This is a genomic window from Actinokineospora baliensis (genome assembly GCF_016907695.1).
Classification (GTDB): Bacteria; Actinomycetota; Actinomycetes; order Mycobacteriales; family Pseudonocardiaceae; genus Actinokineospora; species Actinokineospora baliensis.
The window spans coordinates 5,918,744-5,942,003 of sequence record NZ_JAFBCK010000001.1 but is presented as its reverse complement, the minus strand read 5'-3'; the positions used below and the strand labels follow the sequence as shown (position 1 = coordinate 5,942,003).

18 protein-coding genes are annotated in these 23,260 nt (G+C 71.6%); 8 read left to right on the top strand and 10 right to left on the bottom strand.

Translation table 11 applies throughout. From position 1 onward, the window contains the following. Window position 1: 1 nt before the first annotated feature. The 5 genes from JOD54_RS26420 to JOD54_RS26400 are packed head-to-tail and all read right to left on the bottom strand — an operon-like array spanning window position 2 to window position 5,836. Window positions 2-1,057 (bottom strand): GDSL-type esterase/lipase family protein, encoded by a 1,056-nt coding sequence (locus JOD54_RS26420; RefSeq protein ID WP_204454277.1) that lies wholly within the window; start codon window positions 1,055-1,057, stop codon window positions 2-4. 24 nt (window positions 1,058-1,081) lie between these two features. Then, on the bottom strand, window positions 1,082-1,915 hold the full coding sequence (locus tag JOD54_RS26415; RefSeq protein ID WP_239575281.1) for a DUF4429 domain-containing protein: 834 nt from the start codon (window positions 1,913-1,915) through the stop codon (window positions 1,082-1,084). 60 nt (window positions 1,916-1,975) lie between these two features. Then, window positions 1,976-2,623 carry an ABC transporter ATP-binding protein gene (locus JOD54_RS26410; RefSeq protein WP_204454273.1) on the bottom strand — a complete coding sequence of 216 codons (648 nt, stop codon included), beginning with the start codon at window positions 2,621-2,623 and terminating at the stop codon, window positions 1,976-1,978. Further along, entirely contained in the window at window positions 2,620-3,300 is a 681-nt protein-coding gene (locus JOD54_RS26405) for an ABC transporter ATP-binding protein (RefSeq protein WP_204456623.1), read from the bottom strand. The genes JOD54_RS26410 and JOD54_RS26405 overlap by 4 nt, the downstream gene beginning before the upstream one ends. Before the next feature lie 4 nt (window positions 3,301-3,304). Further along, entirely contained in the window at window positions 3,305-5,836 is a 2,532-nt protein-coding gene (locus JOD54_RS26400; RefSeq protein ID WP_204454271.1) for an ABC transporter permease, read from the bottom strand. A 614-nt stretch (window positions 5,837-6,450) separates the two neighbouring features. Here JOD54_RS26400 and JOD54_RS26395 point away from each other — a divergent pair. Further along, window positions 6,451-6,759 (top strand): hypothetical protein, encoded by a 309-nt coding sequence (locus JOD54_RS26395; RefSeq protein ID WP_307860290.1) that lies wholly within the window; start codon window positions 6,451-6,453, stop codon window positions 6,757-6,759. 80 nt (window positions 6,760-6,839) lie between these two features. On the opposite strand, the gene JOD54_RS26390 is transcribed toward JOD54_RS26395, so the two are convergent. Beyond that, window positions 6,840-8,273 (bottom strand): S28 family serine protease, encoded by a 1,434-nt coding sequence (locus tag JOD54_RS26390; protein WP_307860289.1) that lies wholly within the window; start codon window positions 8,271-8,273, stop codon window positions 6,840-6,842. Window positions 8,274-8,480: 207 nt separating this feature from the next. Next, on the bottom strand, window positions 8,481-9,908 hold the full coding sequence (locus JOD54_RS26385; RefSeq protein WP_239573515.1) for a KamA family radical SAM protein: 1,428 nt from the start codon (window positions 9,906-9,908) through the stop codon (window positions 8,481-8,483). A 104-nt stretch (window positions 9,909-10,012) separates the two neighbouring features. Between JOD54_RS26385 and kdd the strand changes: the two genes are divergently transcribed. The 6 genes from kdd to JOD54_RS26355 all read left to right on the top strand — a co-directional run bounded on the left by kdd (window position 10,013) and on the right by JOD54_RS26355 (window position 17,771). Then, complete coding sequence (kdd, locus tag JOD54_RS26380; protein WP_204454266.1) at window positions 10,013-11,050, top strand: L-erythro-3,5-diaminohexanoate dehydrogenase; 1,038 nt, start codon at window positions 10,013-10,015, stop codon at window positions 11,048-11,050. A 2-nt stretch (window positions 11,051-11,052) separates the two neighbouring features. After that, window positions 11,053-12,711 (top strand): amidohydrolase, encoded by a 1,659-nt coding sequence (locus tag JOD54_RS26375; RefSeq protein WP_204454264.1) that lies wholly within the window; start codon window positions 11,053-11,055, stop codon window positions 12,709-12,711. Window positions 12,712-12,830: 119 nt separating this feature from the next. Beyond that, entirely contained in the window at window positions 12,831-14,423 is a 1,593-nt protein-coding gene (kamD, locus tag JOD54_RS26370) for a lysine 5,6-aminomutase subunit alpha (protein WP_204454262.1), read from the top strand. Continuing rightward, window positions 14,420-15,160, top strand: a complete 741-nt coding sequence (gene kamE, locus JOD54_RS26365; RefSeq protein WP_204454260.1) for a lysine 5,6-aminomutase subunit beta — start codon at window positions 14,420-14,422, stop codon at window positions 15,158-15,160. Before kamD ends, kamE begins: the two co-directional genes overlap by 4 nt. Then, on the top strand, window positions 15,157-15,552 hold the full coding sequence (kal, locus tag JOD54_RS26360) for a 3-aminobutyryl-CoA ammonia lyase (RefSeq protein ID WP_204454257.1): 396 nt from the start codon (window positions 15,157-15,159) through the stop codon (window positions 15,550-15,552). The genes kamE and kal overlap by 4 nt, the downstream gene beginning before the upstream one ends. A gap of 164 nt (window positions 15,553-15,716) precedes the next feature. Continuing rightward, the gene (locus JOD54_RS26355; RefSeq protein ID WP_204454255.1) at window positions 15,717-17,771 is read left to right on the top strand and encodes an AMP-binding protein; all 2,055 of its coding nucleotides are present in this window, start codon (window positions 15,717-15,719) and stop codon (window positions 17,769-17,771) included. Here JOD54_RS26355 and JOD54_RS36080 read toward each other — a convergent pair. Next, window positions 17,762-18,004 carry a DUF397 domain-containing protein gene (locus JOD54_RS36080; RefSeq protein WP_204454253.1) on the bottom strand — a complete coding sequence of 81 codons (243 nt, stop codon included), beginning with the start codon at window positions 18,002-18,004 and terminating at the stop codon, window positions 17,762-17,764. The genes JOD54_RS26355 and JOD54_RS36080 overlap by 10 nt on opposite strands. A gap of 171 nt (window positions 18,005-18,175) precedes the next feature. Next, a complete protein-coding gene (locus JOD54_RS26345; protein ID WP_204454251.1) occupies window positions 18,176-19,027 on the bottom strand; it encodes a helix-turn-helix domain-containing protein in 852 nt (283 codons plus the stop codon). A 275-nt stretch (window positions 19,028-19,302) separates the two neighbouring features. Here JOD54_RS26345 and JOD54_RS26340 point away from each other — a divergent pair, with 275 nt between their 5' ends. After that, on the top strand, window positions 19,303-20,898 hold the full coding sequence (locus JOD54_RS26340) for a hypothetical protein (protein ID WP_204454249.1): 1,596 nt from the start codon (window positions 19,303-19,305) through the stop codon (window positions 20,896-20,898). Here the strand turns inward: JOD54_RS26340 and JOD54_RS26335 are convergent. Then, entirely contained in the window at window positions 20,858-22,978 is a 2,121-nt protein-coding gene (locus JOD54_RS26335; RefSeq protein ID WP_204454246.1) for a tetratricopeptide repeat protein, read from the bottom strand. The genes JOD54_RS26340 and JOD54_RS26335 overlap by 41 nt on opposite strands. Between the last annotated feature and the right edge of the window lie 282 nt (window positions 22,979-23,260).

The following is a 23,260-nucleotide window of genomic DNA, read 5'->3' as shown; positions in this document are numbered from 1 at the left end:
ATCACGGCCCGATCGTCGTGGCCGCGTGCAGTTCCCCGTCCGCGCCCGGCAGGCACGCCGCGGCGCGGGCGTCGGTCACCAGGAACTCGCCGAAGCAGCGGCCCAATTGAAGGTGCCCAGCCGCGTTGGGATGAAACGACTCCTGCAGGGCGTGGGACGCGCGGTCGTCGCTGCCGAGGTCGTTCCAGCGGACCGACAGGCGGCTGAACCACTCCTGGGCGGGGTCGTCGCGGGAGCAGGCCTCGCGGCCGACGCCGGAGCGGGAGACGTCGAGCAGGCGGGCGCCGGTGGTGCGGGCGGCTTGGCGGACGCCCTCGGTGATCCGGGGGACGGCCTCGGCGCGGACCCAGCGCAGGTCGGCCTCGCGGAACGGGCAGCCGTTGAGGTTGCGCAGGCCGGGGCGCACGTCCGGGCTGATCGGGGCCGCGTAGGACTGCAGCACCAGGTGGTAGTCGGTGGGCTGGTAGCCCGCGTCGGACATGACCGAGCGGATGTCGGTCAGGGCGCGGACCACCTTGGGCACCATCTTGTCGACCCGTTCCTGCCACTGCCCGCCCACCGACTCCGAGCACGCCGGTTTCGCCTGGTCCAGCCACGCCTGCACGCAACTGTCGAGCACGTGCGAGAAGGCCGGGTCGTCGTTGGCGCCCGCCGCGACCAGGATCGCCACGACCCGTTTCTGGCGGGCCAGCGCCCCGAGCCGGGCGGCCTGCGACCCCTCGGTGTACTGCACCGCGTCACCCAGGCCCACCTGGGCGGACGGGGCACCGGAGCACGCCAGGTTGATCGTCTCGTCGATCGAGCGCAGTCCTGTGTGGTGGATCGACGCGGCGCGAGAGCGGTGGCACCAGTTGCCGTTGGTGCCGTCGGTGCCCGCTTCGTAGTCGCCTGCCGCCTCACCCGAGATGGTGGAGTCGCCCATGGCCACCAGCACCCTGGGCACGCCGGTCGGCGGGGACGGCGCTGGCGCGGGTCCGGGCAGGACGATCAGGATGGCGCTCGCCAGCACGAGCACCAGCAACAGGACAGCGGCGTGGAATCGGTACCGTCGCAGCATCGCCGCCCAGTCTAGGCGGTGTGGCTACAGCTTGCGCAGCAGCGCCTGCTTGGCCGCGCTGAACTCCTCTTCGGTCAGGATCCCGTCGCGGCGCAGCTCGCCCAGTTCGCGCAGGCGGCGCAGCACCGTGTCCTGATCGAGTGGACTGTCGCTTGTGGACACCGAGGTGCTCGGGCCCGCCGATGGGTGCGGCAGCCGGGCCGTTACCGCGGCCGCCAGCAGCGCCGACGCGGCGATGTCCTTCTTGAAGCCCCACAACCGGAAGCAGTTCGGGTCGTGCGACGCCGCCTGGGAGCCGTGCGGGCCGACCGGGCGCAGCCGCACCGCCTTCTGCGTCCACTCGATGCCGACCAGTTCGCTGACGTCGACCTCGCGGTTGCCGCCGGAGCGCTTCGACGACTCCGCGGCCCAGCCCCACTCGAACCGCACCCGCTCACCGTCGAACGAGGCGATCCCGTCCTCACCGGTGGTCGACAGCGGCACGTCCGGCCCGGCCAGCAACCACTGCTCGGCCGGTCCGTCGGGCACCTGGGCGACCAGCATCGCGTCGCGGACCCCATCGGCGAAGTACTCGGCGGACGCAGCGGCCTTGGGGTCGATGGTCAGCCGGTACGGGTCGGCGATCTCCGGCAGCGCGCCCCGGGTGGCGTGGGTCAGCGGGTCGGCGCCCGCGCGGGGCCGCAACCGCAGGTGCCCGCCCTTGCGGTCGTTCTCGAACCGGAGCCCGCCGATCGCCGCCAGCGGCACGCTCAGCTCGCCGACCGCCAGCCGCAGCGGGTGCGCGCCCTTGGCGGGGGCCAGCCGCACCGCGTCGTAGTCGAACACCCAGGTGCCTTCGCGGCCGGTCACCTCGGTCATCCCCAGCACGGCGCCCCCGCTCCTCGTCCCCGCCCGATTCGTCACGAACACCGTACCGGCTCAGGTCGCGGCGATCCGGCCGTTCGCCAACGTCAGGCCGCGATCCGCGACACGGTGCACCTCGTCGTGGTGGGTGGCGACGAGGACAGCGGCGCCCTCGCTCGCGGTCCTGCGCACCAAGCCGAGCACCGCTTGCACACTGTCGTGGTCCAGATGCGCGGTCGGCTCGTCGGCCAGCAACACCCGAGGGCGGATCGCAACCGCGCGGGCCAAAGCGGCGCGTTGCTGCTGACCATAGGAAACCTCCGGCGGGTACCGGTCGGCGAGCGCATCAATGCCGAGTTCGACCATCAGCTCCCGCACGCGGTCGGCGACTTCGCCGCGCCTGCCCGACAAACGCAATGGCAGCGCGATGTTCTCCGCGAGGGTCAACTCTTGCGCCAGACCGAGCGCCTGGGGGAGCACCGCGCAGTCCTCCCACGCCGGGACCGCGGGCAGCGGCGCCCCGCACAGCTCGACCGTGCCGGAGTCGGGCCTGTCGAACCCGCACAGCAGCGCGAACAGCGCGCTCTTGCCCGACCCGGACCGCCCCGACACGGTGACGACCTCACCGGCGGCGATGTCCAGGTCGACTCCGCGCAGCACCTCGATCCGGCCGTCCGGGTGGTCGAAACCGCGAGTCACCCCGCGGGCCAGCAACGCGGTCACGCCGCCTCCTCGATCAAGCCCTCGCGCAGCCGCACGACCCGTTCGCCCAGGTCCACCAGGTCCGGGTCGTGGGAGGCTGCGACCACGGCGACACCGCGCCCGGCCAGGCGGCGCAGCACGTCGAGCACCAGCGCGGCCGACGCGGCGTCGAGCTGCGAAGTGGGTTCGTCGGCCAGCACGACGGTCGGTTTCCTGGCCAGCGCGCAGCCGAAGGCCAGGCGCTGCTGCTGACCGCCCGACAGCGCGCCGATCCGCCACCCGCCGGTGCCGGGGATGCCGAGCCAGTCGAGGATCTCGGGGTCGGCGTCCGGGTGCCCGGCGGACTGGGCGGCGGCGCGCAGGTTCTGTGCGACGGTCAGGTGGCCGATCAGGTTGTCCGGTGGCGCCTGGAAGACGACCGCGATCCGGTCGCGGCGCACGGCGCGCCGAGCCCGGTGGGTGAGCCTGCCGACGTCGCGGCCCTGCCAGGCGACGGATCCGCTGGTGTGCCGGTCGATCAGGCCCAGCACCCGCAGCAGGGTGGACTTGCCGGAGCCGGAAGGGCCTGCCAGGACGGTGATGCCACCGGGCAGCACGTCGAACGTGACTCCGCCGACCGCCGTGACCAGGCCCGTTGGCGTGCGGTAACGGACGTGGACGTCGCGGAGTTCGTAGAGCGGCGGGGTTTCGTCGAACATCGGCTCAGCCACGGATCAGCTCCCCCACGCGGGCGGTGGTCACCGAGCGCACCGCCGACCAGCAGACCAGCGCCACCACGGCGGCGGCGACCAAGGTCGTGGTCGAGACCAGCGGCACCAGGTCCGGTGCGCCCGCCACTGGCCGCAACCACGGCGACGGGTCCAGCATCGGCGCCGACACCGCCGCGCACACCGCACCGGCCGCGCTGCCCGCCGCCACGGACACGCCTGCCAGCGAGCCCAGTTCGGTCAGGTGACTGGCCACTAATGTCCGCTGCCGCAGGCCCATCCGGGTCGCCAGCGCGCCCGCCACGGCGTTCTGCCTGCGCCGCACCTCCACCGCCAGCACCAGCGCTGCCGCGGCGACGATCGCGAGGACAACGCCGAGCGCGGTGACGAAGTCGAAGGTCCAGGTGACGGTCAGGAACGGCAGGCCGTCGAGCGCCAGCGCCTTGGACCGCGAGTGCAGGTGGTGGATCCCGGCCGCGTCGAGGTCGGCGACCAGCTCCGCGATCGGCTTGGTCGACCACACCTGCCAGACGTCGATGTCCTCGGGGTCGGCCAGGGCGTCGCGGGACACGACGTAGCCGGGGCCGGTGCCGATCAGCGGGAACGACGGGACTTGCGCGACTGGTCGCACAGTTCCGACCCGGGGCACTTCAGCTGGTCTGTCCGAAGTGGAGCCAACACGCAGCGCGGCACCCGGACTGGCCAGTGTGGACAGTTGGTTGGCGACGTCGGCCGGGTCGCGGTCGCCGAGCCAGGCCGAGCGGCTGAACGTCGCCGGGTCCACCGCGAGGACGATGCTCTGGCCCGTCTTCACCACGCCCACGACCGTCGCGTGTTCGGCGAGCGCGGGCGGCAGGCCGGCCAGCGCGACCCGACCCGGGATCTGCGCGGTCGACTCCGCACCGACGAACAGACCGGATTTGGTGTCCAGCGCCTCGCTCTGCGCGTCCGCGACCCCGACACCCACGGTCAACGTGCCCACCGCGAGCGTGCCGACCAGCAGGATGCCCACCGCGGACCCGGCCGCGGCGGCGAGTCGGCGTAGCGCCAGGTGTGCGGCGGGCAGTCGCCACAGGTTCGCCCGGTGCGCGGCTTTGAGGCCCCAGCGGGTCAGGCGGACGGTGACGAGCGCGACGGTGAGCACGACCAGCAGCGGGAAGGCCAACCCGACCGCGTCCGCCGTCTGCGGCAACGGCTGTCCGAATTGGAGCTTCGTCGGTGTGCTGTCCAGGCGCGCCCACGCCAGGTACGCGGCGGTCGCGGTGATCACTTCCCACGGCACGTAGCGCCACACCCGCGACGTCCGGCGCGGGCCTACCGCTTGGAACTCCCGGTGCGTCCGCAGCGCCGTGACCGCGCCGACCACGACCAGCGCCGCCACCAGCACCCCGACGGCGACCAGTGCGGCTCGCGCCATGGTCCCGTCGGTCAACGCGGTCGACGGCGCGTACCAGGACAGGGTCATTCGCGCGGCGATCAACCCAGCAACCGCACCGGCCAGCAGCGGCGCCGCCAACTCCAACACCGCCCGCCAGCCCAGCGCGCGCGGACCGGCGCCGCGCGCCCACAACAACCGCAACTCGGCGTGCCGCCGCTGCACCCACTGCACGGTCACCGCGCCGACCCCGGCCAAGCCGACCAGCAGGCTGATCACCGTCAACGGCAGCACCGCGCCCAGCACCGTCGACCCGGCGGACCTGGCCACCTCCGCGGGCTTGGCGAAGTAGTTCGACGCGATCACCAGACGGGCCTTGTCCTGCGACCTCAGCTGCGCGGTGATCCCGTCGACCACGGACTTGCCCCTGGCGACGAGTGCTGCGGCCTCGTCGGTCGTGGTGGGCAGGGGGGCGGGGAACCGCACGGTGACCGCGGCGGCGTTGCCGCTGAGCGGGCCCATGGCGGTGGTGAACCCTTCCAGGGTGGGGAACCAGATGACCGCTGCGGTGGCGCCTTCGGTGGCGAGGGGGTTGGGCACGATGCGCTGCTGTTCGGAGCACCAGTACGCGGGTACCGGGTCGGTGATGTCGGCGTAGATCGCGGTCACTGGCGGTAGTGTGCCGTTGAGCCCGCGGTCGCCGAGTTTGATCCCGGCGTCGTCGGCGATGCTCCGCGGTACCCAGACCCCGGTGCGGTCGCCGCCTTCCAGGACTCGCAGGTTGTCCATGGCGCCGTCGCGGTAGCCGAACTGCGACCACGGGTGCGGCCCGTTGAAGTCCCACTGCCGCACCGGCGAGTACACGGCGGTGACAGCGGTGTCGAACCCGGCCCGCCGCCCCTGGTCGAGGGCCACCCGCGCGACGGTGTTGGCGTCGGCCACACTCACCCGATTCCCGTCCACCACCGGCGGCACGGTCTGCCCGCACAACCGCCCGGCCTGGTACGCCACAGCCGCCGACCCCGCCGAATCAGCGTGCAACACCGCCGCCGCGCCGACGAAGCTCAGCAACAGCGCCGCCACAAAGGCCACCAACACCGTCAACGGGCTGGACACCGCCGCGCGCGGGGCGGCACTCCAGGGCAACTGCATGGACCGGCACGCTACCGGCCACGCCCCCGGGTACGTCCGAACGCGACGCATTCGAGACCTGCGCTCATGATCGAGTCGGGGTGAGCAGCCCCCGAATCCAGTCTAGTGGCGGGGAGGGCGGGACGGGGGGCTCGTGGTGGGGCTGTGGATGACTTCGGGCGGTGAGCGGATCGGCACTGTGCGCGGCGTCGACTTGTGGGCGAGTGGCCGTGTTGTGGACAAGATCGGCGTTGTGGATGGGGGTGGGTGTTGTGGATGGCTCGCGGGTTGTGGACAGGCACCGCGTTGTGGACCGCTGGGGTTGTGGACAGGTTCGGCGTTGTGAATCGGCTGGGTGTTGTGGGCCGCTGGGGGTGTTGTGGATGCGGAGGTTGTGGAGTGCTGCCGCATTGGGGACAGGCGGGAGTTGTGGATGCGGGTGGGAACTGGCGGGGCGTTGTGGGCAGAGTCGGGGTTGTGGATGGAGTGCGGTGGGATCGGCTATTGGGGCCAAGGCGCTGGCAGCCGGACTGGTCGAGCCCGCCGCTGCTTTCCTGCTGTGGCGACGGTTCCGGAGTAGGTGTGCATACTTCCGCCGGAGTGCACCTGCGTCGGCACCCGGCATACTCGCTGTTGTGGACGAAGTGGACTCGCTGGCCGATGCCCTGCGGGCGGCAGCGCGAGGAGCGGAGCCGGAGTTGACCCGGGCGCTCGTCGGTGCCGCGCGGGCTGAGGGTGCCCACGGTGGCTTGGAGAAGGTCGCCAAGGCCGCGTTGGCGGCTGGGGTGGGCCGGGGGGACATCATCCGGGCCTGTGACGCGGCGCGGTTGGAGATCCGGACGGCCGCGGGGGTGGAGCGGGACTTCGAGGACATCGCGGAGGACCACGTGCTCGACCTCATGGACCGGCTCGTCGGGTGGTGCCAGCCGGGTGCTCGGTTGTGAGGTGCGCCAGTGACAGAGGTGCGCCAGTGGCAACAGCGGGGGCGGGGAGCCATCGGCTCCCCGCCCCCGGGTGTTTCGGGTCAGAACGGGCGCTTGCGCGGCGGCTCTGCGCGGTCCAGGTCGGTGATGCCGTCCCCGGCCTTCTCGGCGAAGGTCGGGGCTGTCACGTTGGCCCAGCGGCGCAGGGTCGCGGTGGCGGCGGCTGCGTCGGTGGGGGAGAGGGCGGCGATGTTGGCCCCGTGGTTGGCGCCCGGTGCCGTGTAGACGTGCGAGTCGCGGCGGCTGGGCACGAACTGCTCGGCACCCCACGGGTCGTTGGCGCCGTAGACGAACAGGAACTCCGAGCCGCGGCTACGCACCCAGCGGTCCACGTCCAGCATCGGCTTGGGGTCGTGCCTGCGCCGAAGGTCCTGCGGCAGGCTGGAGTTCGCCTGGTACAGGTTCGGGTACTTGGTCAGCCCGCGCAGGTGCTCGAACTTCGGCTGCGGCCAGCCCAGCTGGGTCGCGGCCTGGTAGAAGTACGGCGCGTACGGGGTGATGCCCTGGTCGGCGTAGAAGGCGAACCCGGCGACGCCGTCGATGAACGCGTACAGCTGGTCGTCGGTCGCGGTCTTGGCCGGGACGGTCGCGCAGTCGGCCTGGGTGGAGTACTGCCAGAACGCCCACACGGTGTCCAGCACGGTCATCTCGTAGGCCTTGTCGATCGACCCGAGCACCCCGGTGAAGGTCCACCCGGCCGCGGTCGCCGCCGCCTGGTACTTCGCGACCAGCGCGGTCCGCCGCTTGAGGGCTTCCTTCTGCACGTCCTCGAGCTTGGTGCGGCAGGCCGGGTCGTTGCCGACGGTCTGGAAGAACCGGTCGTAGGCCCGGTCGGAGTCGTTGACCGCGTCGTTGGGCGCCACGTAGGCCACCACGCCGTCGACGTCGTGCGGGTAGAACCGGCGGTGGTAGACCGAGGTCATGCCGCCCTTGCTGGCACCGGTGGAGATCCACTTGGCGCCGTAGATCCGCTTCAGCGCGCCGACGATCCGGTGGTGGTCGGTGGCGGCCTGCCAGATGTCGAGGTCGTCCCAGTCGGCGTTGGCGGGCCGCGACGGGGTGAAGAACCGCTGCTCCACCGAGATCTGGTTGCCGTCGACGAGCCGGGTCGGTTCCGAGCGGAACGCGTTGGTGCTCATGTTGTAGCCGGTGGTGTGCAGCACCATCGGCCGCGCGGTGTCCTTGTGCAGCAACTGGAACCGCTGCTGGAAGGTGGCCCCGCGCGACTTGTGGTGGTCGACCGGCTGGGTGAAGGTCAGGAGGAAGAACCGGTACCCCGCGGGCGGGGTCGCCGACTCGGACACCACGGTCAGCCCGGGAACCGCCTTGAGCTGGTCGAGGATGTCGGCCGAGGTGGCGCTCGGTGCGGCTGTGATGGCGGGTGCGGCCTGCGCGGGGGTGACCACCCCGGCCAACCCCACCGCGGCGGCGACCGCCAGTCCCGCCGCGAGCGCCCGTCTGGTGCGGATGAGCACGCCCAACTCCTTGGTCTCGGGGATCTCCCTGCTGGGTGGGCAGAGGAGTGGGCAGAGTCTTGCGCATCCGCCGTGCTGTCCGAAAGGCGCTGACAATCGCCCCACGACGGGTGTCGGGGGCCGCTCGGGTCCGGTCATCGGACCACTCGGCGCGGGATCGGCGGCCGCCCACATGGCCCTCGCGCACCTGGGCGGCCGCCGGGGGTCTCACCCCTCGTAAGCCGGGTTCTCCCGCCACCGCCGCTGGCCGCTCGCGGGCAGCGTGGAGATCGGGTCGTAGTACGGGTACCGCCTGCTCAAGATCGCCTCGGCGTCCGAGTCCTCTTCGCGCTCGGTGCCCGCCCGGTAGTTCTTCGTCCAGTACGACACCCCGAGTTCGCGGTCGTACTCGGCGATCTGGTGCACCCACCGCTTCCCCACGTACGGCACGTCGCAGATGATCCGCGGTGTCGCGTACCCGGGCAGGTAGCCCATGATCGCGTGCTGCAGCTCCTGCGCCTCCCACACCGCGACCCGCCAGTGCTCGGCGTTGGGGATCATGTCGCACATGTAGAAGTAGTAGGGCAGCACGTTCGCCTCGCCCTGCAGCGCGAAGCACAGGTCCAGCAGCGCTTCCGGGGTCGCGTTGACCCCGCGCATCAGCACGCCCTGGTTGCGCACGTCGCGCACCCCCACCTCCAGCGCCGTCCGCGCCGCCTCGGCGACCAGCGGGGTCACCGACTGCGCGTGGTTGACGTGGGTGTGGATCGCCAGGTTCACCCCGCGGCGGGCGGCGGTGCGGGCGACCCGCTCGAGGCCCTCCACGACCGACGGCTGCAGCCAGTGCTGGGGCAGCCCGGCCAGCGCCTTGGTGGCCAGCCGGATGTCGCGCACCGTCTCGATGTCGAGCAGCCGCATCAGGAACGACTCCAGCTGCTTCCACGGCACGTTCGCCACATCGCCGCCGGAGACCACGACATCGCGCACACCCGGGGTGCGCGAGAGGTAGTCGATCATCTGGTCCTGCCGGTCGACCGGCTTGAGGGTGAGCTTGTGCTTGTCGACCTGCGGGGTCGAGTTGCCGACCAGGTCCATCCGGGTGCAGTGCCCGCAGTACTGGGGGCAGGTGGACAGCAGCTCGGCGAGCACCTTGGTCGGGTAGCGGTGGGTCAGGCCCTCCACCACCCACATCTCCGCCTCGTGCAGCGAGTCGCGGGTCGAGTGCGGGTGGCTGGGCCACTCGGGGTCGCGGTCGGAGCGGACCGGGAGCATGTAGCGGCGGACCGGGTCGGCGAAGAACGCGTCGGTGAACTCGGCCGCGGTCGCCGTCGGCGCCATGGTGTTGAGCATCTGCGGCGGCAGCAACATCGACATCGTCGCCAGGTCGCGCTGGTCGGCGGCCAGTTCCGCGTAGAACGACTCGTCGAGCATGTCGCCGACGACCTTGCGCAGCTGGCGCTCGTTCTTCACGCAGTTCACCCGCTGCCACTGCGCGTCGCGCCACTGCGCCTCGGTGACCGCCGCCCAGCCCGGGAAGCGCCGCCAGTCGGGTTCGACCAGCTCGCGCCGGACGTACTCGTAGGGCTGGTGGCCCGCCTTCCCGACCGCGGCGGACACGGACGTGTCGGCCTGCTGCAGGTCGTGCAACGCAGTCATATGTGCTCCTAGCCGCTAGGGTGGCGTGAAGATATGCTGCCAGAGCGCTAGTACTCCGTAAAATCTACAGCACATATCGCCAGGATGACATGGGAAGGCGCGGGATGAACGCACAGGTCGCACGGGTCGGGTCGCCCTTCGGGCTGCACCGGGTGCTCGAGCCCGCCGGGGTGCTGCCCCAGCGGGCGCACCGGCTCGACGACGACCCCGAGCCCTACGCCGACGAGGTCGTCCTCGACGTCGACCGGCTCAACCTGGACGCGGCCTCCTACCGGCAACTGCGCGAGCAGCACGGCGACGGCGCCACCGTCCGCGCCGCGGTGCTGGGGATCGTCGCCGAGCGCGGCAAGATGCAGAACCCGGTCACCGGCTCCGGCGGCATGCTGCTGGGCACCGTTCGCGCGGTCGGACCCGATTCCCCGCTGGGCCTCAAGGTGGGCGACCGGGTCGCGTCGCTGGTCTCGCTCACCCTCACCCCGCTGCGCATCACCGACGGCCTCGCCGACTGGGACGGGCTCAGCGAACAGGTCCCTTGCCGGGGCACCGCCGTCCTCTTCGGCCGCTCCATCGCCGCCGTGCTGCCCGACGACCTGCCCGACGGGATCGCCCTGTCGGTCATGGACGTCTGCGGTGCCCCCGCCCTCACCGACCGAGTGGTGCGGCAGGCGGGTGCCGGTGCGTCCGTGCTGGTCCTCGGCGGGGGCGGTAAGTCCGGCTCGTTGTCGCTGGCCGCGGCCCGACGCGCGGGTGCGACCCGGCTGGTCGCCCTGGTGCCCACAGATGCCGAGGCGGACGCGGTTCGCGCCGCGGGCATCGCCGACGAGGTCGTCATCGCCGACGCGCGCGACCCGCTGGCCGTGCACGCCGCCGTCGGGACGCCGGTCGACGTGACCGTGGTGTGCGTCGACGTCCCCGGCTGCGAGCACGGCGCGATCATGGCCACGGCCGACGGCGGCACCGTCATCTTCTTCTCCATGGCCACCTCGTTCTCCGCCGCCGCGCTCGGCGCCGAGGGGCTGGCCGCCGACGTCCGGATGCTGGTCGGCAACGGCTACGTCCCCGGGCACGCCGAGTTCGCCATGGACCTGCTGCGCGCCGAGCCCGGGGTGCGCGCGCTGTTCGCCGCCCGCGAGACTCAGTAGCCGTGACCACCACAGCAACGACCCTGTTCACCGGGGGCCGGGTGCACTCCCCGGCGGACCCCTCCGCGACCGCCATCGCCGTCCAGGACGGTGTGGTCGTCTGGCTGGGGCAGGACTCGGTCGGCCGCTCCCTGCACGGCGGCGGTGACGTCGTCGACCTCGACGGCGCGTTCGTCGCGCCCGCCTTCGTCGACGCCCACGTGCACGCCTCCTCCGCCGGGCTGCTGCGCGTCGGCCTCGACCTGACCGGCGCCGGGGACCTGGCCGAGTGCCTGGCCATGGTCGCCGCGCACGTCCGCGCGACCGGGCACCCGCTGGTCTGGGGGCACGGCTGGGACGAGACGACCTGGCCGGAGAACCGTCCGCCCACCCGCGCCGAGGTCGACGCCGCCGCCGGGGGAGCGGCGGTCTACCTGTCCCGGGTCGACGTGCACTCCGCCCTGGTGTCGACCGCGCTGCTCGACCGCGCCGACGGCGTGACCGGCGCCGACGGGTACCACCCGCACGGCCCGCTGACCCGCGACGCGCACCACCGGGTCCGCCGCGCCGCCCAGGACGCCATCACCCCCGCGCAGCGCGACGAGGCGCAACTGGAGTTCCTGCACCACGCCGCCGCGCAGGGCATCGCCTGCGTGCACGAGTGCGCCGGACCCGACATCTCCGGCGCCGACGACCTGACCGCGCTGCTGGCCCGCGCGGGCGGCGACCTGCCCGAGGTCGTCGGCTACTGGGGCGAGATCGGCCCCGCCGACCTCGCCGTCCGGCACCGCGTCCGCGGCCTGGCAGGCGACCTGTTCGTCGACGGCGCCCTCGGCTCCCGCACCGCCGCCCTGTGCTCCCCGTACGCCGACGCCGACACCAGCGGCGCCCTCTACCTCGACGCGGCGACCATCGCCGAGCACCTGGTCGTGTGCACCGAAGCCGGGATCCAGGCCGGGTTCCACGTCATCGGCGACGCCGCGACCGCCGAGGTGGTCGCCGGGTTCGCCCTCGCCGAGAAGCGGGTCGGCCTGCCCGCCCTCGCCGGGTCCCGCCACCGGCTCGAACACCTGGAGATGGTCACCCCCGAACAGGCCCAGCAGCTGGGCCAGTGGGGTGTGGTCGCCTCCGTGCAACCCCAGTTCGACGCCACCTGGGGTGGCCCGGACGGCATGTACGCGACTCGCCTCGGCGTCGACCGGGGCACCTCGCTCAACCCGTACGCCCAACTCGTCGCCGCCGGGGTGGTGCTCGCCCTCGGCTCGGACGCCCCCGTGACCAGGGTCGACCCGTGGGCCAGCGTGCGCGCGGCGGTCAACCACCGCACCAGCGGATCCGGGCTGTCCCCCCGAGCCGCCTTCACCGCCCACACCCGCGGCGGCTGGCGAGCCGCGGGCGTCGACGACGGCCTCACCGGCACCCTCGTCCCCGGCGCCCCCGCCACCTTCGCCATCTGGGACGCCCCGGAGTTGGTGGTCGCCGTCCCGGACGACCGAGTACGCCGCTGGTCGACCGACCCGCGCTCCCGAGTCCCGGGTCTTCCGCCCATGGACCCCGACACCCCCCAACCCACCTGCCTGCGCACGGTTCTGCGCGGCCGCACCATCTTCGACAGCGCCACCAGCACCAGCCACGACCGCACGAGTCACGACGGTGGAGGGAGCCGCAGTGCCACCACGTAACGGCGTGCAGCTTGCAGCCGCGTTGCGGCCTACCCGCCTGCGGGCCGTTTCGTGCGGCCGTGGCATCTATACCAGCGCCACCAGCACCAGTACGAGTCACGACCGTGGAGGGAGCCGCAGTGTCGCTCCGTAGCAGCGCGCCGCTTCTTGATCTGGATCCTGCCGTTGTTGACACCGCCAGGCACTTGGCGGCCAAGGCGGCGGCTCCGGTGGTGGAGATCGCGCGGTCGCACACCACGGTCTCCGTTGAGCGGGCCACCTTGCGGTTGGCGGGCATCACCGGCGCCGACAGCACCCACCGCGCCGGGGATGTGCCGTGGGTCAACCGGGTGGTCGACACCGTTGCCGAGCACTGCGGTCTGCAGGACGGTGTGTGCGGGCCGGTGTTCCACGCCCTGGCCGAGCACAACCTCGGCAGCCTCACCGAACTCGCCGAAGCCACCGCCGCCGGGCAGGTCTCCTACCGCGTGCCGACCGGTCGGGACGCGACGCGGGCGGCGAAGGCCGCTCGGACCGCTGTGGCCAAGGGGCTCCGGCTCGTCGACCGCAACCGCGCCCAGCGCGACAAGATGATCGCCCGCCTCGGCGACCCGCCCCGCCGTCCGTGGATCTACCTGATCGTGGCCACCGGGGACATCGACGAGGACGTGGTGCAGGCCGCCAACGCCGCGCGCGCCGGGGCCGACATCATCGCCGTGATCCGGTCCACCGGTCAGTCCCTTTTGGACTACGTGCCGGAAGGCGCCACCCACCACGGGTTCGCGGGCACCTACGCCACGCAGGAGAACTTCCGGATCATGCGGGCCGCGATGGACGAGGTGTCCAAAGAGGTCGGTCGCTACGTCAGGGTCACCAACTACGCGTCCGGGCTGTGCATGCCCGAGATCGCGGTCCTGGCCGGGATGCAGCGGCTGGACATGATGCTCAACGACTCCATGTACGGCATCCTGTTCCGCGACATCAACCCGATCCGCACCTTCGTCGACCAGCGGTTCTCCCGCCAGGTGCACGCCCGCGCGGGCATCATCATCAACACCGGCGAGGACAACTACCTCACCACCGCCGACGCCGTCGACGCCGCGCACACCGTGACCGTGTCGCAGTTGCTCAACGAGCACTTCGCGCACGAGGCCGGGCTGCCGGACGAGCTGCTCGGCCTCGGGCACGCCTTCGAGATCAACCCGAAGGTGCCCGAGTCGTTCCGGCTGGAACTGGCGCACGCGCTGCTGGCCCGCGAGCTGTTCCCGGACGCGCCGCTGAAGTGGATGCCGCCGACCAAGCACATGACCGGCGACGTGTTCAACGGCTACCTGCTCGACGGGTTCTTCAACCTCGCAGGCGCGCTCACCGGCCAGTCGATCCTGCTGGTCGGCATGATGACCGAGGCCGTGGTCACGCCGTTCCTGTCCGACCGCGACCTGGCGCTGGCCAACGTCCGCTACGTGCTCGACGCCGCAGGGGGGCTGGTCGAGGACTTCCGCCCGGCCCCGGACGGGTTCATCGCCAAGCGCGCCCACCAGGTCCTCGGCGAGGCCGTCGACCTGCTCGGCCGGATCGTCGACGACGGCCTGCTCAACGCCATCGCCGAGGGCACCTTCGGCCTGATGAAGCGCCCGCCGGACCAGGGCAAGGGCGCCGCGGGCGTGGTCGCCAAGTCCGACGACTACCGCAACCCGGCCACCGATCTGCTCGACGAGGGGGCGACCCGATGAGCAGGCACGTCCGCCCCTACGGCGACACCAGCGGCGACGGCATGGTGCAGACCTCGTTCACCCTGCCCGTCCCGCACGGTCCGCGCGCCGAGGGCGCCGCGCTGCTGCTGGCGCAGAAGATGGGCCTGGAGCCCGCGATGGTGGTGCACGCCAACCCCATCGGCCCCGACTTCACCTTCTTCGTCGTCTACGGCTCGGTGCGCCACATCATCGACCTGGACGAGGTCGAGGTGGTCGAGCGCGAGTACCCGCTGCTGCCGCCGAGCGAGGTCAACACCGCGATCAAGCGGTCGCTGCGGCGCAAGCTCGTCGTGGTCGGCGCCTGCATCGGCACCGACGCGCACACCGTGGGCATCGACGCGATCCTCAACATCAAGGGCTTCGCGGGCGAGAAGGGCCTCGAGTACTACCGGGAGCTGCGGGTGGTCAACCTCGGCGCCCAGGTCACCGTGCCCGAGTTGGTCAAACGCGCCCGCACCGAGAAGGCCGACGCGGTCCTGGTCTCGCAGGTCGTCACCCAGCGCGACGCGCACATCCTCAACACCCAGGAGATGTCGGCGGCCTTCCGCGAGGCCATGGGCGGCCGCCGCCCGCTGCTCATCGCGGGCGGCCCCCGCTTCGACCCCCGGATGGCCACCGACCTCGGCGTCGACCGGGTCTTCAGCCGCGGCACCACCCCCGGCGAAGTCGCCAGCTACCTCGTCCACGCCCTCGCCAAGCGCAAGGAGCCAGCATGACCGCCGAACCCGGCTTCACCGTCACCCACCGCCGCTACATCCCGCACTCGCACTCCCACTACGGCGGCAACCTGGTCGACGGCGCCTACTCCTTGGCCCTCTTCGGTGACGTGGCCACCGAGCTGTGCATCCACACCGACGCCGACGAAGGCCTCTTCGCGGGCTACGACAAGGTCGAGTTCCTGGCCCCCCTGCTGGCGGGCGACGTGATCGAGGCGACCGCCACCGTGACCAGGGTCGGCACCCGCTCCCGAACCATCGACTTCGAATCCCGCGTGGTCTGCCGGGCCGCCCCCGACCGGGGCCCCTCCGCCGCCGACGTGCTGGACCCCCCGATCACCATCACCCGGGCCACCGGCACGGTCGTCGTCCCGGCGAAGGGGACCGCGTAGGCGGGCGGCTGCGCCGAGTGAGTGATATTGGTCTTGATTGCTCCGTTCGGCGGACACACTGCTTGCGCCGGTCAGCCCTTCGCTGATAACAACCGGAACCACGTGTGAACAACGCTGTCGGGGCGGTGAGCGGTCTCCCGGCGGCTGTCTGTCAACGGAGGACCATGCCGACCGAGCTCGTCGAGGTGCAGCACCGCCTCGCGCACGCGCCGGGGAAGGTCTGGGACGTCCTCGGGGAACCCGGCCTCTACCCGCGGTTCGTCCGCGAGATCGCCTGCGCGGAGCGCGAACCCGCCACCGGGCGGCCCCGCTACCGGGTCCGGTTCAGCGTCGCGGGCGGTGACCCGGTCCAGGACCGGGTCGAGGTGCTGGTCAACCGGCCCGGCGAGCACCTGGTGCTGATCGGCCCGGCCTGGGACGGCGGCCACCTGTCCATCCGGTTGGCGGCCAGCGGCGACGACACGCTCGTCGAGGTGGTGCTGTCACTGCCGGAGGGGATCACGGCCGGGACCGCCCTGACCGCCCCGTGGCTGCGCAAACGCATCCGCAAGGCCCTGGGGCGGGTCGACGACCACCTGTCGGGGCGGGCGATCACCAGTTCGCCCACCCGCATCGACCAGACCGCGCGCGGGCAGTCCACGATCACCGTCGCCAGGACGCTGGCGCGCGCTGGCGTGCTCAGCCCCGGTCGCCCCGACAAGATCGCGCGGCAACTGGGCGCTCTCGCCAGGTGGGGCGCCACCCTCGTCGGCGGGTACCGGGCCGCGGCGGCGCGGGTACCCGACGCCGTCGCGGTGATCGACGAACGGGGCAAGCTGACCTTCGACGAGATCGACCTGCGGACCACCCGGCTGGCCAACGGGCTGGCCGCGCACGGGGTGCGGGCCGGGCGGCGGGTCGCGGTGATGTGCCGCAACCACGCCGGTCTGGTCGAGTCGACCATCGCCTGCGGCAAGCTCGGCGCGGACGTGCTGCTGCTCAACACCGGCTTGTCCGCCGACCAGGTCGCCGACCTCATCGAGGCGCACCGGCCGATCGCGCTGCTGGCCGACGACGAGTTCGCGCCGCTGTTCCACAACCTGCCGCCGTCGCTGCCGTGGATCTCCACCTGGTCGGCCGGTCCCGGCGAGCTGACCGTCGACGGTGTCATCGCCTCGGCCATGGCCACCCCGGTCCGGCCGCCCGCGCGGGCAGGCAAGATCATCGTGCTGACCTCGGGGACCACCGGCACGCCCAAGGGCGCGCGCAGGCGCAACCCGCCGGGGCTCGGCTCGGCGGCGGCGGTGCTGTCGCGGATACCGCTGCGGGCGGGCGACCGGATGCTGGTCGCCGCGCCGCTGTTCCACACCTGGGGCCTCGCCGCCATGCAGTTGGGCATGCCGCTGCACGCTTCCCTCGTGCTGCAACGCCGTTTCGACGCCGAAGCGACCCTGGCCGCGATCGCCGAGCTGCGGTGCACGACGTTGATCGCGGTGCCGGTGATGCTGCAGCGGATCATGGCGCTGCCCGAGCGGGTGCGCGCCCGCTACGACACCTCCAGCCTGCGCGTGGTCGCCTCCAGCGGCTCGGCGCTGTCGCGCCAGCTGGTCACGTCGTTCATGAACGCGTACGGCGATGTTCTCTACAACCTCTACGGCTCAACGGAAGTGTCCTGGGCCAGCATCGCGGACCCGGTGGACCTGCGGGCCGCGCCGACCACCGCGGGCCGCTGCCCGGTCGGCACCAGGGTCGGGATCCTCGACGCCGACGGCGCCCCGGTCGGCCCCGGCTCGGTCGGCCGGATCTGCGTGGGCAACGAGATGCTGTTCGAGGGCTACACCAACGGCACCAGCAACGAGATGCACGACGACCTCATGGTCACCGGCGACCGCGGCTACCTCGACGCCGACGGCCGCCTCTTCGTCTCCGGCCGCGACGACGACATGATCGTCTCCGGCGGCGAGAACGTCTTCCCCCGCCCGGTCGAGGAACTCCTGCTCTCCCTCGAAGCCGTAGCCGACGCCGCCGTCGTCGGCGTCCCGGACCGCGAATACGGCCAGCGCTTCGCGGCTTACGTGGCCCTCAAACCCGGCACCCGCCTCGGCGCCACCGCCATCCGCGAGTACGTCCACGACCACCTCGAACGCTTCTCCGTCCCCCGAGACGTCATCTTCGTCCCCACCGTCCCCCGCAACGCCACCGGCAAGGTAGTCAAACGCCTCCTGGCCGATCAGGACTGACCGCGACTCCCCAGCGCCCTGCCCGTCGCCAAGTCCAGGAAGAGCGGCCACGCGGCGATGGGGACCGTGATGGTTCGGCCAAGCCGGTTGCGGGACGAGCGAATATGTACCTCTTCTATATGGCTCGCGACCTCGACACAACTACCACCGCTTGTATCGCTCCTGGAGCTTTTCGCCCACTGCTTACTGAATGAGTCGACCTCCAGCAACCTGGGCCTGCTCGCCGCGTCCATCGCTGATGCCTCCCTCCCGACGGAGGTACCCGGCACCCGCCCGTGCCCAGCGGCCCCCGACTGAGCCGTACGTGGCGAGGTTAGGTCGCACGGGCCACCGCGAGCTAGAGCCGACAGAGCTAACCCGATCACAGGAGTGACAAAAGCAGGCCAACCGGGGCGGTCGCCCACTCATCGGAACTTGCTGGCCCCTTCCCACTTGTCCAGCGGGACCGCCATATCCTCGAGCTTGGCGAACGCTTCCGCGTAGTCGCTGATGTGGTCGGCGTCCCGGCGGATAATGGAGTCCCTAAACGGCCCCTGCAATACCACCACGGAATCCACCTGCTCCTCGGTGTACCCGACGGGCGTCTCGATCACCGTGTAGGAGCCCTGCATGGCCTGGTGCGTTCCGTGGGTGAACGGGATCACCGAGATGGAGATGTTCGGCCGCTCGTTGACTTCCAGGAGGTGCCGCATCTGCGCCGCCATCACCTCGGCCGACCCGATGTGCCGGTGTGTCACCGCCTCGTCCAGGATGAAGATGAACTCCCGGTTCTCGTCAGCCAAGATCCGTTGCCTGCCAAGCCGCAGTCGGACCCACCTGTCGACCAGGCTCTCGTCCGATTGGTACATCGCGATCACCGTGCGGGCGACATCCTCGGTCTGCAGCAGGCCGGGCACGATGTTCGCCTGGAACTGCCGGATCTGGGTCGCCACGTCCTCCAGTTCCACGAGTTGGGACACGACCGGGAGGACGTCTTTTGTGTAGGCCTCCCACCACCGGCTCTCGGACCGCCTGCGGGCCAGGTCGAGCAACTCCTCGACAATCGCCTTGTCGGTCACGTCGTAGTGGTGCAGCAGCGCGCGCAAATCGGTGATGGACACACCTACCGCGCCCTGCTCGATGCGCACGACCTTCGAAAGGGACCACTCCAGGGAATCGGCCACTTGCCGTTGGGACAACCCCGCATTCTTGCGGAGATGGCGGAGTTCGAGGCGGAGTTTGCGCTGCTGGGGTCCCGAACCCCTGTTGTCGGACACCTGCGACCTCCCAAAACGCCGTACGGCGTGTCACACTGCTACATATCAAGGTGAGTAATGCTCTCCCGATGTACAGCAGAGAGCATGACAGCCAATTGGCTGATCGCCAAAGGGCTGGTAGCGGCAAGCTACCGCACGGCCACTCGGCGGCGCTCAGTCAGGGCTGGGTCGTCAGCCTGTCGTGTAGGGGGCCGATGCGGGAAGACCTGCGAGCGACCTGGGAGCGATCCCGGCGCGTGTGCGTTGTTGTCCGGACCTGCACCGATCTCAGCCGGGTGCTGGACGTTCTCCGGGCGGTGGACGGTGATCCGCGGTTGGAGTTCTCCTGGACCATCAACGAGGGGTCGACGTTCGCGGGTGGGCTTCGGGAGCGGTTGCTGCGCCTGGAAGTTCGCCTGATCGAGTGGCGCGAGGCCCGGGCGATGACCTTCGACCTGATCGTCGCCGCGCACACCGACGAGGTGTTGGGGGAGCTCTCCGGGCCGTTGGCGACAATGGCGCACGGGTGCGGTTACAACCGCCGGGTTTTGTGGCGGACAATGGATCCGGACGCCCCGGTCGGGTTGTCGGCCCGGGAGTTGTTGCGGGACGGGGAGGTTGTCGCCGCGGCGATCGGGTTGTCCTGTGAGGCGCAGGGTGAGCAGTTGTTCCGGGCGAATCCGCTCGCCGCGCCGCGTGCCTTCCAGATGGGGGATCCGACCTGGGACCGCATGGTCGCCAACGGGGACATGCGGGACCGGTTCCGCCGCGAACTGCGGGTCGGCCCGCGCCAGCGGCTGGTGGGGATCAGCTCCACCTGGGGCCCGGACTCCACGCTGGGGGTGGACCGGGTGCTGGTCAACCGGGTGCTGGCCGCGCTGCCGCGCGATGAGTACCGGGTCGTGCTGATCCTGCACCCGAACGTCTGGGCCCACCACAGCGGGTTCGGGGTGCTCGGGATGCTCGGCGACGCGGTGGAGGCGGGTCTGGTCGTCGTCCGCCCCACCACGGACTGGCCCGCGCCGCTCATCGCGGTGGACGCCTTCATCGGCGACCACGGATCCGTCTCGGTGTACGCCGCCGCGCTCGGCAGGCCGTTCCTGTTCGCCGGTCGTGGCGACGACGACCTGGTGAAGGGGTCGACGACGGTGGAGTTCGTCCGCGCGGCCGGGAAGTTCAGCCCCGGGCGGGATCCGCGGGAGCAGGTGGTCGAGATCATGCGCACCTACGCCGGTTCAGGTGTCGCCGAGGTCGCGCGCAACGCAATGGGCAACCAAGGTCGTTCTTTACGCTTGTTACAAGAGAAGTTCTACGACCTGATGGCCCTGGACCGACCCCCCGACGTCCCGCACCCCAGGCGCTACGGCCCCCTCAAGGTGGTGCGCGACGAACGAGGGGTGACCGCCTTCCACTGCGCGATAACCGATCGGCCGGGCAACGGTATCGTGGTCGAGCGCTTCCCGGCTTCGCTTGCGGCCTACCGGTCCTCGGAGGCGGGACCGGCCGTGCTCGTGGTCGACGAACACGAAACCAACCAGGATCTGAAGGACACGGCGGAGATCCGCGTGCGCGGCGACCACAACGACGCCGCCACGGTGTGGGCGCGGATCACCAGCACCTTGCTGCACTCGCAGTGCTTCCTCGCCGTGGGCGTCAACGGCTCCCGGGTGCTGGTGGGTAGCCGGTCGGGCGGCCGGTGGGTGGTTACGCGCGTGGCGGGCGTTCCCCTTGACCCGGCCGTTGCCGCCTGCGCGGTCTACCACCGCGTCGTCGAGGTGGACCGCGGCCGCCCAGGTGCCGAGGAGTCCACAGTGGAGGTTGAGCTCGGTGCCACGAGCACGACCGTGGCGATCACCCGCAGGCGGGCGGCTCCGGTTGCGCCGAACTGGTGAGCAGGGCCAACCGCTCGGTGAGTTCCGCAGGCGCGTCTTCGCCCAGCACCGCCACCAGGCGCCGGAGGGCTTCGACCTCCTTGGCGTGTTGGCCGCGCTCGCGCGCTGTCGCCGCGGCGCGTTCGAGGTGGGGGCGGGCGGAGGCGTGCTGGCCGAGTTGTTGGTACGCGGCGCCGAGTACGAGGTCCACCCGGGTTGTGGTCATGTCGTCGTCGAGGGCTTCGGCGATGTGTGCGGCCCTGGTGAGCAGGTCGATCGCCCGTGTTGCCTCGCCCGCTCGGACCAGGACGTCCGCCAGGTGGTACAGCTGCAGGGCGATGCCGCGTTCGTCGGCGATCTGCTCGTTGATCCGCAGCGACACCGCGAACTCCGCCTCCGCGCGCGACCAGTTCCCGCGCTCGCGGTGGCCGACCCCGAGCGACTCCCGCACGACGGCGATCGCCCGGGGTTCTGCCGAGCGCCGCGCCGAGGACAGTGCCGCATCGAGTTGTTCGTCCGCCAGGTCGAACTGGCGCTGGTCCAGGTAGGCGCGCGCCAGTTGGTTGCGCATCCGCGTCTCGGCGATGTCGTCGCCGAGGCGCAGGGCGCAGCGGACACCCATGAGGTGCGCCTCGATCCAGTCCGCGTGGTGCCGCCAGCCCTGGTAGTACGGCCACAGCGCCTCGCACAGCGCCAACACCGCGTTGTCGTCGCCGCGGTGCTCGGCGAGGCGGACGGTCTCCAGCAGGTTGCGCCGCTCGGTGTCCCACCACCGCACGGCGGTCGCCCTGGTGAAGGCGGGGCCTGCCCAGGCGGGGGCGGGTGATCCGTGGGAGCGCCACCGGGCGGTGCCCGCCACGGCCAGGTCCGCCGCGCTGGCGCCCGCGAGGTACCAGGAGGTGATCCGGTCGAGGATGCTGTCCCGCTCCGCCCGCGGCTCGTCTTGGGTTGCCACCGCCTTGGCGTGCAGGCGCACCAGGTCGTGGAAGCGGAACCGGTCGGGGCGGACCCCTTCCACCAGGTTGGCCTCGAAGAGGTGGTCCAGGGCGTCGGCCGTGTCGGTCTCGGACAGGCCGGAGACGGTGGCCGCGGCGGCCACGCTGAACTCTGGACCCGGGTGCAGCCCGAGTCTTCGGTAGAGCGTGCGCAGCGGTGGTCGGAGGTTGTCGACGGTGGTGTCGAAGACGTGGCCCACGGTGTGCCCTCCCAGGGCGAGGCGGCGGAGTCGGTGCTGCTCATCGGACAGGTGTTCGCGCAGGCCGCGCGCGGGCCACCTGCTCACCTCGGCCAGCCGGGCGCCCGCGATGCGCAGCGCGAGCGGCAGACCGCCGCACAGGTCGATCAGGGCGTCGACCTCGGGGCGCGGCACCGAGGCGCGGACGTCGGTCGGGACGCGGTCGAGCAGGACCTGGGAACTGCCGTCGGGGTCGAGCGGGCGCAGCGGCAGCGAGCTGGCTCCCTCCACGACCAGACCGCTGAGCCGGTGCCTGCTGGTCACCAGCACCACGCTGCCCGGCGAGGCGGGCACGAACGGCCGCACCTGGGCGGCCTGGTCGGCGTCCTCGAGCACCACCAGCACGGGCGCGTCCGCGGTCCGGCTCCGCAGCAGCGCCGCGCGCCCGGCGAGGTCGGCCGGGATGAGCTGCTCGTGCAGCCCGAGCGCCCCCAGGAACCCGCCGAGCACGTCCACCGCGGCCACCGCGCCGCGGCCCCGGTGGTCGGCCAGGTCGGCGAAGAACTGGCCCCCGGTGAACCGCGCCCGGTTCGCCCACGCCCACTGGGTGGCGACCGCCGTCTTGCCCACGCCGCTCATCCCGCTCACCACGACCACCTTCGGCCGGTGCGCGGGCCCCGCGAGCTCGTCGAGCACACGGAGTTCGTCTTCGCGCGCCAAGACCGCGCGCAGCGGCGCGAGGATCTGCCGCGGTGGCGGCATCCTCGGGGTGGGGCTGGACACCGATACGAGGAGCGTGTCGACGCGGTCGGCCTGGATCAGGGTGCCCAGCACGGTGCCGGGGACCTGGTTGGTCGGCCGCGACCGCGCGTGGTGCTGTGGCTCGGGGCGGGCCGCTCCCGCGGGTCCGATCGGCTCGATGGACATGCCGTTCCCCCGGACGTGTCGGGTTCCTCGAGAGAGAGAAAACCAGTCTCCCAGTTCAATCGCGTGAATACCAGGCTACCGACGACCGCTATCGAGCGGGTGCGTTACCGGCGGTTCCGGCAGACGGTTCCGGCCCACACTTGGCAAAAGTGTGACCGGGTGTCGTGGGGTTTGTCGGCACGTCCGTCCTGCCTGAACCGATCCGGTCACCAGCCGTGTTCTCGGTTGGTCCAACCAGGCGCTGTATCGTTCCAGAGGGGTGGTTGCGGCTGAGGTGAACGG

What these genes read in the sequence shown, in the direction of transcription:
- JOD54_RS26420 (WP_204454277.1), bottom strand. Translation starts at nt 1,057, where the DNA reads ATGCTGCGACGGTACCGATTCCACGCCGCTGTCCTGTTGCTGGTGCTC.
- JOD54_RS26415 (WP_239575281.1), bottom strand. Translation starts at nt 1,915, where the DNA reads ATGACCGAGGTGACCGGCCGCGAAGGCACCTGGGTGTTCGACTACGAC.
- JOD54_RS26405 (WP_204456623.1), bottom strand. Translation starts at nt 3,300, where the DNA reads ATGTTCGACGAAACCCCGCCGCTCTACGAACTCCGCGACGTCCACGTC.
- JOD54_RS26400 (WP_204454271.1), bottom strand. Translation starts at nt 5,836, where the DNA reads ATGCAGTTGCCCTGGAGTGCCGCCCCGCGCGCGGCGGTGTCCAGCCCG.
- JOD54_RS26385 (WP_239573515.1), bottom strand. Translation starts at nt 9,908, where the DNA reads ATGACTGCGTTGCACGACCTGCAGCAGGCCGACACGTCCGTGTCCGCC.
- kdd (WP_204454266.1), top strand. Translation starts at nt 10,013, where the DNA reads ATGAACGCACAGGTCGCACGGGTCGGGTCGCCCTTCGGGCTGCACCGG.
- kamE (WP_204454260.1), top strand. Translation starts at nt 14,420, where the DNA reads ATGAGCAGGCACGTCCGCCCCTACGGCGACACCAGCGGCGACGGCATG.
- kal (WP_204454257.1), top strand. Translation starts at nt 15,157, where the DNA reads ATGACCGCCGAACCCGGCTTCACCGTCACCCACCGCCGCTACATCCCG.
- JOD54_RS26355 (WP_204454255.1), top strand. Translation starts at nt 15,717, where the DNA reads ATGCCGACCGAGCTCGTCGAGGTGCAGCACCGCCTCGCGCACGCGCCG.
- JOD54_RS36080 (WP_204454253.1), bottom strand. Translation starts at nt 18,004, where the DNA reads ATGGACGCGGCGAGCAGGCCCAGGTTGCTGGAGGTCGACTCATTCAGT.
- JOD54_RS26335 (WP_204454246.1), bottom strand. Translation starts at nt 22,978, where the DNA reads ATGTCCATCGAGCCGATCGGACCCGCGGGAGCGGCCCGCCCCGAGCCA.